Source organism: Streptomyces himastatinicus ATCC 53653 (genome assembly GCF_000158915.1).
Lineage (GTDB): Bacteria > Actinomycetota > Actinomycetes > Streptomycetales > Streptomycetaceae > Streptomyces > Streptomyces himastatinicus.
Genome location: NZ_GG657754.1, coordinates 5,042,871 through 5,054,292, shown reverse-complemented (window position 1 = coordinate 5,054,292; position 11,422 = coordinate 5,042,871). Strand labels below are relative to the sequence as shown.

Genomic DNA, 11,422 nt, shown 5'->3' with positions numbered 1-11,422 from the left:
GGAGGTCCGGGTAGCGGTCGCCGTTGACGTCGTCGGGCAGTTTGCTGCCCTTGCCGCGGGGGACGGGGGCGGTCGCGGACCCGGCCCCGCCGGAGGTCGCCGACGCGTGGGACCCGCGCTCCTCCCGTGGCCCGTCGCCGGAGCCACCCGCACCGCATCCGGTGAGCAGCGCGAGCACCCCGGCCCAGACCCCGAAGGTCGTGAGGGCGGCGCGGCCGGGGGGGCTTGTGGGGGTGGGGGGAGGCGCGGGCGTCATCGGTCACCCCTAACCCATGCGGCACGGTCGCGGCAACCCGCAGGTTCCGGAGGTTCCGGGAGTGATCAGTCCGCTTGACTGTAAAGATGACCTTTGGAGCACAAGGGCCGTCCAGGACATTTACCTACCCATGGGTGGGGCATGATCCTGTGGGGATCCACAGGGATCCACAACCTTGTTGTGAGAAGGGATACTTCACGGCCAGGATCGGTACATGTTCGAAGCGGGCGACGGGGGCAGCCATGTGCGTATCGCACGATGCGTCAGTGACGGGTGAGGCACCGAGACCCATGGAGGGTGCGAGCGGGGTGTAGGCGCGATGTCGGACGGGAGTGGCCGGCCGGCAGCGGCGAATGCCGCTCGCCCGCCACAGCGTGAGGGTGCTAGAAATAACGACATGGCCGGACTTTTCGGTCGATCACGGGTCCCCTTGGCCCGGACCATGACCGACTGGCGGAATCAGCGCGGCCATCAGGGCCCCCGCCGGCAGCGGAATGCCCGCGAGCGGAACGGGCACGACCCCACGGTGTACGAGGCCGAGGGACGCCGGACGGATCGGGCGCGGGACCCGCACGAGCGGTACGAGGGGCATGGCCTCCGGGGCCGTCCGCGCCGACGGCCGCGCCGCCGCCCGCCGCGCGGTGTGCGTACGGTCGCGGGCCAGGTCTTCGCCCTCCAGCTGGGCGTCGTGCTGCTGCTCGTCGTCGCCGCCGTGGTGGCTCTCGTCCTCCAGTCCCGGTACGACAGCGAGCGCGAGGCCCGCAACCGCTCGATGGCCGTCGCCGAGAGCTTCGCGAACGCCCCGGGCATGGCCGCCGCGATGCGCGGCGCCGATCCGACCGCCGCGCTCCAGCCGCTCGCCGAGCGGGCCCGCAAGGGCTCGGGCGTCGACTTCGTCGTGGCCATGTCGCCGCACGGGATCCGCTACACCCACCCCAATGTGAACCGCATCGGGAAGCACTTCATGGGCAGCATCGACGCCGCCGTGAAGGGCCGGACGGTCACCGAGACCTTCACCGGCACGCTCGGCCTGTCCGTGCGGTCCGTCGTCCCCGTCCTCGACCAGCGCGGGAAGGTCGTGGGCCTGGTCTCGGCCGGAATCACGATCAAGAAGGTGAGCGGCGCGGCCAACCACCAGCTGCCGCTGCTGTTCTTCGCCGCCGCGGCCGCGCTCTCGCTGGCCACGGTGGGGACGGCGCTGGTCACCGGGCGGCTGCGGCGCCAGACCCACGGCCTGGACCCGGCCGAGATGACGCGCATGTACGAGCACCATGACGCGGTGCTGCACGCCGTGCGGGAGGGCGTGCTGATCGTCAGCGGCGACGGCCGCCTGGTGCTGGCCAACGACGAGGCGCGCCGTCTCTTCGCCCTGCCCCCGGACGCGGAGGGCCGTCTCGTCGCCGAGCTGGGCTTCGACCCGCACACGACCGAGCTGCTGGTCTCCGGGCGCCCGGCCACCGACGAGGTGCACACGGCCGGGGAGCGGCTGCTGTCGGTCAGCCACCGCCCCACCGACCGCAACGGCGGCCCGCCCGGCAGCGTCGCGACCCTGCGCGACACCACCGAGCTGCGCGCCCTGACCGGCAAGGTAGACCTGGCGCGCAACCGCCTGAAGCTGCTGTACGACGCGGGCGTGTCCATCGGCACCACGCTGGACGTGGTGCGCACCGCGCAGGAGCTGGCGGAGTACGCGGTGGCCCGGTTCGCCGACTACGTCTCCGTCGACCTCGCGGACTCGGTCCTGCGCGGCGAGGAGCCGCAGGAGGGCGCCGCCGGTACGACGGGCGGCGGGGGGAGCGTGGACGGCCGCCCCACGCCCCTGCGGCGTACGGCGCTCAGCGGCATCCGCGACGACGTGCCGCTCTATCCGCTCGGCAAGCTGATCCGGTTCACCCCGAACGCGCCCCAGGCCCAGGGGTTCCGCACCGGAGCTGTCACGGTCGTCCCGGTGCTGAGCGACCACGGGGGCTGGCAGGAGCAGGATCCCGACCAGGCCCAGAAGATCGTCGACTCCGGCATCCACTCGATGATCACGGTCCCGCTGCGGGCCCGGGGCGTGGTGCTGGGCGTGGCCAGCTTCATGCGCGCGGAGAAGCCCGAGCCGTTCGAGGAGGACGACGTCTCGCTCGCCGAGGAGCTGGTCACCCGGGCCGCCGTCAGCATCGACAACGCCCGGCGGTACACCCGCGAGCACACCATGGCGGTGACGCTCCAGCGCAGCCTGCTGCCGCGGGTGCTGCCCGAGCAGAACGCGCTGGACGTGGCGTACCGCTATCTGCCCGCCGAATCGGGCGTCGGCGGCGACTGGTTCGACGTCATCCCGCTGCCGGGCGCGCGGGTGGCGCTGGTGGTGGGCGACGTCGTCGGGCACGGGCTGCACGCGGCGGCGACGATGGGGCGGCTGCGGACCGCGGTGCACAACTTCTCCACCCTCGATCTGCCACCGGACGAGATCCTGTCCCATCTGGACGATCTGATCGCCCGCATCGACCAGGACGAGGGCCACAGCGCCGTGGCGGACGGGGACGGCGGCGGTGAGGTGATCATCGGGGCCACCTGTCTGTACGCGATCTACGACCCGGTGACGCGCCGCTGCACCATGGCCCGGGCCGGGCATCCGCCGCCCGCGGTGGTGAGCCCGGACGGCACGGTGGAGCTGCTGAAGGACCTGCCCGTGGGCCCGCCGCTGGGCCTGGGCGGGCTGCCGTTCGAGACGGCCGAGCTGGAGCTGCCCGAGGGCAGCCATCTGGTGCTGTACACGGACGGGCTGATCGAGAAGCGCGACCGGGACATCGAGACGGGCATGGAGATGCTGGGCGACGCCCTGGCCCACCCCGGGCGCACCCCGGAGGAGACCTGTACGGCGGTGCTGGGCGCGCTGCTGCCCGAGCGCCCCAGCGATGACGTCGCGCTGATCGTCGCCCGTACGAGGGTGCTGGAGCCGGGGCGGATCGCCGACTGGGAGGTGCCGTCCGACCCCGCCCAGGTCTCCGAGATGCGGGCGGCGGTGGCCCGGAAGCTCGCGGAGTGGGAGCTGGGGGACGTGGCGTTCACGACCGAGCTGATCCTCAGCGAGCTGATCACCAACGCGATCCGCTACGCCACCGGCCCGATCCGGGTGCGGCTGCTGTGCGACCGCAGCCTGATCTGCGAGGTGTCCGACACCAGCAGCACCTCACCGCATCTGCGGTACGCGGCGACGACGGACGAGGGCGGCCGCGGGCTGTTCCTGGTCTCGCAGTTCGCCGACCGGTGGGGCACCCGGTACACGGCGGAGGGCAAGGTCATCTGGACGGAGCAGACGCTGCCGCTGCCGAAGAACGGCAAGCCGCGCCCGTAAGGCCGTACGTACGGCACGAGGCCCGCCTGCGCGATGCGCGGGCGGGCCTCGGTTCGTAGCTCAGCCGGTCACTTCACCGGCGCGGGCTCCGGGGTCTCGGACGACTCGCCGTCGCCCTCGGGCTCGGCGGGGGTCTTCACCGAGTCGAGCAGCAGCTGCGCGACGTCCACGACCTGGAGTGCTTCGCTGACCTTGCCGTCGTTCTTCTTGCCGTTGACGGAGTCCGTCAGCATGACCAGGCAGAACGGGCATGCGGTCGAGACGATGTCGGGGTTGAGCGACAGGGCCTCGTCGACGCGCTCGTTGTTGATGCGCTTGCCGATCCGCTCTTCCATCCACATGCGGGCGCCGCCCGCGCCACAGCAGAAGCCGCGCTCCTTGTGGCGGTGCATCTCCTCGTTCCGCAGGCCCGGCACCTTGGCGATGATCTCGCGCGGCGGGGTGTAGACCTTGTTGTGGCGGCCCAGGTAGCAGGGGTCGTGGTAGGTGATCAGACCCTCGACCGGGGTGACCGGGATCAGCTTGCCCTCGTCGATGAGGTGCTGGAGCAGCTGGGTGTGGTGGATGACCTCGAAGTGGCCGCCCAGCTGCGGGTATTCGTTCGCGATGGTGTTGAAGCAGTGGGGGCAGGTCGCGACGATCTTCTTCTTCGCCTTCTCGACCACGACGCCCTCGTCAGCATCTTCGCCGAAGGCCATGTTCAGCATCTCGACGTTCTGCTGACCGAGCTGCTGGAACAGGAACTCGTTGCCCAGGCGGCGGGCCGAGTCGCCGGTGCATGCCTCGTCGCCGCCCATGATCGCGAACTTGACGCCCGCGATGTGCAGCAGCTCCGCGAAGGCCTTGGTGGTCTTCTTGGCCCGGTCCTCCAGGGCGCCGGCGCAGCCGACCCAGTACAGGTAGTCGACCTCGGTCAGGTCCTCGATGTCCTTGCCGACGACCGGGACCTCGAACTCGACCTCCTTGGTCCACGCCAGGCGCTGCTTCTTGGCCAGACCCCAGGGGTTGCCCTTCTTCTCCAGGTTCTTCAGCATCGTCCCGGCCTCGCTGGGGAAGGACGACTCGATCATGACCTGGTAGCGGCGCATGTCGACGATGTGGTCGATGTGCTCGATGTCGACCGGGCACTGCTCGACGCACGCACCGCAGGTGGTGCAGGACCACAGGACGTCCGGGTCGATGACGCCATTTTCTTCCAGCGTGCCGATCAGCGGACGCTCGGCCTCCGCGAGCGCGCTCGCGGGCACGTCCTTCAGCTGCTCCTCGGTCGCCTTCTCCTCGCCTTCGGCGTCCTTGCCGCCGCCCGCGAGGAGGTACGGGGCCTTGGCGTGCGCGTGGTCGCGCAGCGACATGATCAGCAGCTTCGGCGAGAGCGGCTTGCCGGTGTTCCAGGCGGGGCACTGCGACTGGCAGCGGCCGCATTCGGTGCAGGTGGAGAAGTCGAGGATGCCCTTCCAGGAGAAGTGCTCGATCTGCGAGACGCCGAACTGGGCGTCCTCGTCCGGGTCCTCGAAGTCGATCGGCTTGCCCTCGCTGACCATCGGCAGGAGCTCTCCGAGCGCCACATCGCCGTCGGCCTCGCGCTTGAACCAGATGTTCGGGAAGGCCAGGAAGCGGTGCCAGGCCACGCCCATGTCGGTCTTGAGGGAGACCACGATCATCCAGATGAAGGACGTCGCGATCTTGATCATGGCGACGAGGTAGGTGAGGTTCTGGATGGTGCCCAGGCTCAGCCCCTTGAGGGCGGCGATCAGCGGGTACGAGGCGAAGAAGCCGATCTCGTAGTGGTCGACGCCGTGCTGGACGCCCTCCAGCGCCCGCAGCGTCATGATCGACATGCCGACGATGAGGATGACGGCCTCGACGAAGTACGCCTGGCCGATGTTGGACCCCGCGAAGCGGGACTTGCGGCCCGCGCCGTCGGGCCGGTTCAGCTGCCGGATGACGATGAGGGTGAGGATGCCGAGCGTCGTCAGCAGGCCGATGGCCTCGGTGAAGATCTCCCAGGGCAGCCAGTCGCCGATCACCGGCAGCAGCCAGTCGGCCTGGAAGAGCTGGCCGATGGCGTTGACGATCGTCAGCAGCAGGGAGAAGAAGCCCACGGCCACGAACCAGTGCGCCACCCCGACGATGCCCCAGCGGTTCATCCGGGTGTGGCCGAGGAACTCCTTGACCACCGTGACCGTGCGCCCTGTGGGGTCATCCGTACGGGTGCCCGCGGGGACGGGCTGACCGAGTCGCACGAAGCGGTAGATCTGCAGGATGGCACGGCCGAACAGGGCGACGCCGACCGCGATGAGGACCAGCGACACGATGATCGCGGCGAGTTGCATAAGGGCTCCTCGAACCTGCGAGAGCGGAATTACTAAGCAGTAACTTATTTTGTCCTACCGAGATTACCCGGCCGGGTGCACACCCATGTAGTCGACCGGCCGGTGATCTGCGTCGCTCACCGGCCCCCACCCGCTGACCTCCTGAAATGCTCTCTTGATCATAAGACTCATATAAAAGTTGAGCGGCGACGACTCATGTCTGTTGACAGCGAAAAGCGGATCATGCACGCTTGAGCCTGTTCCACTCAATGCTGTAGCTGGAGGATCCTGAAATGGCACGTGCGGTCGGCATCGACCTGGGTACGACGAACTCCGTCGTCAGTGTTCTCGAAGGCGGTGAGCCCACCGTCATCACCAACGCCGAGGGCGCCAGGACCACGCCTTCCGTCGTCGCCTTCGCGAAGAACGGCGAGGTACTGGTCGGCGAGGTGGCCAAGCGCCAGGCGGTGACCAACGTCGACAGGACCATCCGGTCGGTCAAGCGCCACATGGGCACCGACTGGAAGGTCAACCTCGACAACAAGGACTTCAACCCGCAGCAGATGAGCGCCTTCATCCTGCAGAAGCTGAAGCGGGATGCCGAGGCGTACCTGGGCGAGAAGGTCGCGGACGCGGTCATCACCGTCCCGGCGTACTTCAACGACGCCGAGCGCCAGGCGACCAAGGAAGCCGGTGAGATCGCGGGCCTCAACGTCCTGCGTATCGTCAACGAGCCTACTGCCGCCGCGCTCGCCTACGGGCTGGAGAAGGACGACCAGACCATCCTGGTCTTCGACCTCGGTGGCGGCACCTTCGACGTCTCGCTGCTGGAGATCGGCGACGGCGTGGTGGAGGTCAAGGCCACCAACGGTGACAACCACCTCGGTGGTGACGACTGGGACCAGCGCGTCGTCGACTACCTGGTGAAGCAGTTCAACAACGCCAACGGCGTGGACCTGTCCAAGGACAAGATGGCTCTCCAGCGCCTCCGCGAGGCCGCTGAGAAGGCGAAGATCGAGCTGTCGAGCTCGACCGAGACCACCATCAACCTGCCCTACATCACGGCCTCCGCCGAGGGCCCGCTGCACCTGGACGAGAAGCTCAGCCGCTCGCAGTTCCAGCAGCTGACCTCGGACCTGCTGGAGCGCTGCAAGACCCCGTTCCACAACGTCATCAAGGACGCGGGCATCTCGCTGTCCGAGATCGACCACGTGGTCCTGGTCGGCGGCTCGACCCGGATGCCCGCCGTCGCCGAGCTCGTCAAGGAGCTGACCGGCGGCAAGGACGCCAACAAGGGCGTCAACCCGGACGAGGTCGTCGCCATCGGCGCGTCCCTCCAGGCCGGTGTGCTCAAGGGTGAGGTCAAGGACGTCCTGCTGCTGGACGTCACCCCGCTGTCCCTCGGTATCGAGACCAAGGGCGGCATCATGACCAAGCTGATCGAGCGCAACACGACCATTCCGACCAAGCGCTCGGAGATCTTCACCACGGCCGAGGACAACCAGCCGTCCGTGCAGATCCAGGTCTACCAGGGCGAGCGCGAGATCGCCGCGTACAACAAGAAGCTCGGAATGTTCGAGCTGACCGGCCTGCCGCCGGCCCCGCGCGGGGTGCCGCAGATCGAGGTCACCTTCGACATCGACGCGAACGGCATCATGCACGTCGCGGCGAAGGACCTCGGGCACCGGCAAGGAGCAGAAGATGACCGTCACCGGGCGGCTCCGCGCTGCCGAAGGACGACATCGACCGCATGATGCGCGAGGCCGAGCAGTACGCGGAGGAGGACCACAAGCGCCGCGAGGCCGCCGAGACCCGCAACCAGGCCGAGCAGCTCGTCTACCAGACCGAGAAGTTCCTCAAGGACAACGAGGACAAGGTCCCGGGCGAGGTCAAGACCGAGGTCGAGGAAGCGGTCACCGACCTCAAGGAGAAGCTCAAGGGCGAGGACACGGCCGAGATCCGCACCGCGACCGAGAAGGTCGCCGCGGTGAGCCAGAAGCTCGGCCAGGCCATGTACGCCAACACCGGCGCCGAGGGCGCGGGCGAGGCCGGTGCCGCCGGTGACGCCGGTGCCGAGGGCGCTCAGGCCAAGGCCGACGACGACGTGGTGGACGCCGAGATCGTCGACGACGAGAAGGCCGACAAGGGCCAGGGTGGTGCCGCGTGACGGAGGAGACCCCGGGCTTCGAGGAGCAGCCCGACGTCCCCTCCGAAGCCGCGCAGACCCCCGACGACGTGGCGAAGGGCGCCGGGTCCGCCGACAAGGCGGGCCCGGGCGCCCCGGCCGGGGACCTCGAGCAGGTAGCCATTCAGGCGCAGCTGGACCAGGTGCGGACCGCTCTCAACGAGCGGACGGCCGACCTCCAGCGACTTCAGGCCGAGTACCAGAACTACCGCCGCCGGGTCGAGCGGGACCGGGTGCAGGTCAAGGAGGTCGCGGTCGCGAACCTCCTGTCCGAGCTGCTTCCCGTGCTCGACGACATCGGCCGGGCGCGTGAGCACGGCGAACTCGTCGGCGGCTTCAAGTCCGTCGCCGAATCGCTGGAGACGGTGGCGGCGAAGCTGGGCCTTCAGCAGTTCGGCAAGGAGGGCGAGCCCTTCGACCCGCTGGTGCACGAAGCGCTCATGCACTCGTACGCGCCGGACGTCACCGAGACGACGTGCGTGCAGATTCTCCAGCCGGGGTATCGAATCGGCGAACGAACGATTCGCCCGGCGCGGGTCGCGGTCGCCGAGCCCCAGCCGGGTGCCTCGCCCAAGGGCCCGGGCGAAGGCGACGGCACGGCGCCGGACGAGGAGAGCGGTGGCCCGGAAGAGGGCTGACGCGACGGTGACTGCGGGAACAGCAGGAATATCAGGAGAGGAGGGACGTCGGGGATGAGCACCAAGGACTTCGTCGAGAAGGACTACTACAAGGTTCTCGGCGTCCCCAAGGACGCCACCGAGGCGGAGATCAAGAAGGCGTACCGGAAGCTCGCCCGCGAGTACCACCCGGACGCCAACAAGGGCGACGCCAAGGCCGAGGAGCGCTTCAAGGAGATCTCCGAGGCGAACGACATCCTCGGCGACCCCAAGCGGCGCAAGGAGTACGACGAGGCCCGCTCCCTGTTCGGCAACGGGGGCTTCCGCCCCGGGCCGGGCGGGGCGGGCTCCACCGGCAGCTTCAACTTCGACCTGGGCGACCTCTTCGGGGGCGCCCAGGGCGGGCCCGGTGGCGCGGGCGGCGCGGGTGGCTTCGGCGGCGGGCTCGGCGACGTGTTCGGCGGTCTCTTCAACCGCGGCGGGCCCACCCGGACCCAGCCGCGGCGCGGCCAGGACATCGAGTCCGAGGTGACGCTCAGCTTCACCGAGGCCGTCGAAGGGGCCACCGTTCCGCTGCGGATGTCCAGCCAGGCCCCGTGCAAGTCGTGCTCCGGCACCGGCGACAAGAACGGCACCCCGCGGGTCTGCCCGACCTGCGTCGGCACCGGACAGGTCAGCCGGGGCGGCGGGGGCGGCTTCTCGCTCACCGATCCGTGCGTGGAGTGCCGGGGCCGCGGTCTGATCGCGCAGGACCCGTGCGAGACCTGCAAGGGCAGTGGACGGGCCCGTTCCGCCCGCACCATGCAGGTCCGCATCCCCGCGGGCGTCAGCGACGGCCAGCGGATCCGGCTGCGCGGCAAGGGCGCCCCGGGCGAGACCGGCGGTCCGGCCGGTGACCTCTACGTCATCGTCCATGTGGACCCGCATCCGGTCTTCGGCCGCCGCGGCGACAACCTGACCGTCACCGTTCCGGTCACCCTTCCGGAGGCGGCGCTCGGCGGCGAGATCAAGGTCCCGACGCTGGGCGGGCCGCCGGTCACCCTGAAGCTGCCGGCCGGCACGCCCAACGGCCGGACGATGCGCGCCCGCGGCAAGGGCGCGGTGCGCAAGGACGGCACCCGCGGCGACCTGCTGGTCACCGTCGAGGTCACGGTGCCGAAGGACATCAGCGACGAGGCTCGCGAGGCGCTGGAGTCCTACCGGGAGGCGACCGCGGGCGAGGACCCGCGGGCGGAGCTGTTCCAGGCCGCGAAGGGAGCATGACCCAATGGAGACGCACGGCCGAGGGGGCCTCGGAGGCAGGGGACCCGGCCGGTCCCGCAATCCGTACGAGCTGACCGACGAATCGCCGGTGTACGTCATCTCGGTCGCCGCTCAGCTCTCCGGCCTGCATCCGCAGACCTTGCGTCAGTACGACCGTCTCGGCCTGGTCTCCCCGGACCGTACGCCCGGCCGCGGCCGGCGCTACTCCGCGCGCGACATCGAGCTGCTGCGCCAGGTGCAGCAGCTGTCGCAGGACGAGGGCATCAACCTCGCCGGGATCAAGCGCATCATCGAGCTGGAGAACCAGGTCACCGCGCTCCAGTCGCGCGTCGCCGAGCTCCAGTCGGCCGTCGAGGGCGCGGCGGCCGCGATGCAGCAGCGCGAGGCCCAGGTCCATGCCTCGTACCGCCGTGACCTGGTCCCCTACCAGGACGTCCACCAGGGCAGTGCCCTGGTCGTCTGGCGTCCCAAGCCCAAGCGCAGGGACTAGCGTCTCCGTTCACCTGATCGAGCGGCCCGGCGACCGACCTTCGGTCGCCGGGCCACTCGCGTCCGTGTGCGTCGCACCCGGGGACGCGGAGGAGTTCCTCACCGAGGACGGCCTCGGCTTCGTCGCCTCTGCCGTGAGGCTCGTCGTCGAAGTGGTCTCTCCCGGCCATGAGAACCAGCAGCGCGACCGGGCGCGCAAGCGCCGCGCCTACGCCGGGGCCGGAATTCCCGTCTATGTCCTGATCGACGACCACGACCAGCGCGGCACGGTCACCCTGCTTACCTCGCCCTCTCCGGACGAGCAGACGTACGCGGCCGAGACCCGTGTCCCGTACGGTACCGAGGTGGAGATCCCGGAGGGCCCGGCGAAGGGTTTCGCGATCACGGAGGAGATCACCGGCCCGCGCCAGGGGTGACCGGTGCGCGATGAGTTCCGGGCCGCTGGACTGTCCTACCTGCTGAACGGAGCATTCCACCGCAGGAGACCCCGATGCACGCAGTCCTCGTCACCCTGACCATCGACCCGGCCCAGGCCCCAGCGGCCGCAGCCGCGCTCATGAACGACATCTTGCCCAAGCTCACCGCCGCGCCGGGGTTCGTCTCCGGCCAGTGGCTGGAGCCCGTGGACGGCCGGGGCATGTCGATCCTGACCTTCGAGGACGAGGAGCGGGCCCGCGCCGCCGCCCCGCTGCTGGGCGCCTCGGCCCCCGGCGTCACCATCGAGTCGGTCGAGTTCCGCCGGGTCGCCGTCGCCGTGCCGTGACCGTACTGCCTCAAGCCCACGCGGCGGGCGGCTTCCCGCCGATCTCGCACCAGACGACCTTGGACGCGGGCCGGCCTGCTCCAGCATGCGGTCCAGCTCCACGCGGACCTGCGTCTCGCTTAGGACTGTCATCAGCTGAGCGACCTGCGGGTCGTGCTGGTTTCCGCGCTGGCCGGTCGGCGACGTCGGCATGGTGT

The 11,422-nt window shown here is 69.8% G+C and carries 7 protein-coding genes and 2 pseudogenes; 7 read left to right on the top strand and 2 right to left on the bottom strand.

Features of this window, described 5'->3' with window-relative positions; translation table 11 throughout:
- Positions 1 to 256 (bottom strand): annotated as a pseudogene (locus SSOG_RS53765) (VCBS repeat-containing protein); the annotation flags it as partial.
- A 442-nt stretch (positions 257 to 698) separates the two neighbouring features.
- On the opposite strand from SSOG_RS53765, the gene SSOG_RS21160 reads away from it, so the two are divergent.
- Positions 699 to 3,596: a SpoIIE family protein phosphatase gene (locus SSOG_RS21160; protein WP_245606340.1), complete on the top strand. Its 2,898-nt coding sequence runs from the start codon at positions 699 to 701 to the stop codon at positions 3,594 to 3,596.
- A gap of 68 nt (positions 3,597 to 3,664) precedes the next feature.
- Here SSOG_RS21160 and SSOG_RS21155 read toward each other — a convergent pair whose 3' ends face one another.
- Positions 3,665 to 5,929, bottom strand: coding sequence for a (Fe-S)-binding protein (locus SSOG_RS21155; RefSeq protein WP_009716276.1), 2,265 nt, complete (start codon positions 5,927 to 5,929; stop codon positions 3,665 to 3,667).
- Positions 5,930 to 6,201: 272 nt separating this feature from the next.
- Between SSOG_RS21155 and dnaK the strand changes: the two are divergent.
- From dnaK to SSOG_RS21125, 6 genes and pseudogenes are all read left to right on the top strand, one after another.
- Positions 6,202 to 8,075 (top strand): annotated as a pseudogene (gene dnaK / locus SSOG_RS21150) (molecular chaperone DnaK).
- Positions 8,072 to 8,731: a nucleotide exchange factor GrpE gene (gene grpE, locus SSOG_RS21145; RefSeq protein ID WP_009716274.1), complete on the top strand. Its 660-nt coding sequence runs from the start codon at positions 8,072 to 8,074 to the stop codon at positions 8,729 to 8,731. The pseudogene dnaK and the gene grpE overlap by 4 nt, the downstream one beginning before the upstream one ends.
- Positions 8,732 to 8,785: 54 nt before the next feature.
- Positions 8,786 to 9,973, top strand: a complete 1,188-nt coding sequence (dnaJ, locus tag SSOG_RS21140) for a molecular chaperone DnaJ (RefSeq protein ID WP_009716273.1) — start codon at positions 8,786 to 8,788, stop codon at positions 9,971 to 9,973.
- A gap of 4 nt (positions 9,974 to 9,977) precedes the next feature.
- Positions 9,978 to 10,463, top strand: a complete 486-nt coding sequence (locus tag SSOG_RS21135) for a heat shock protein transcriptional repressor HspR (protein WP_009716272.1) — start codon at positions 9,978 to 9,980, stop codon at positions 10,461 to 10,463.
- Between the two features lie 64 nt (positions 10,464 to 10,527).
- A complete protein-coding gene (locus tag SSOG_RS21130) occupies positions 10,528 to 10,878 on the top strand; it encodes a Uma2 family endonuclease (RefSeq protein ID WP_050799918.1) in 351 nt (116 codons plus the stop codon).
- A gap of 74 nt (positions 10,879 to 10,952) precedes the next feature.
- A complete protein-coding gene (locus SSOG_RS21125; RefSeq protein ID WP_009716270.1) occupies positions 10,953 to 11,225 on the top strand; it encodes a hypothetical protein in 273 nt (90 codons plus the stop codon).
- Positions 11,226 to 11,422 lie beyond the last annotated feature (197 nt).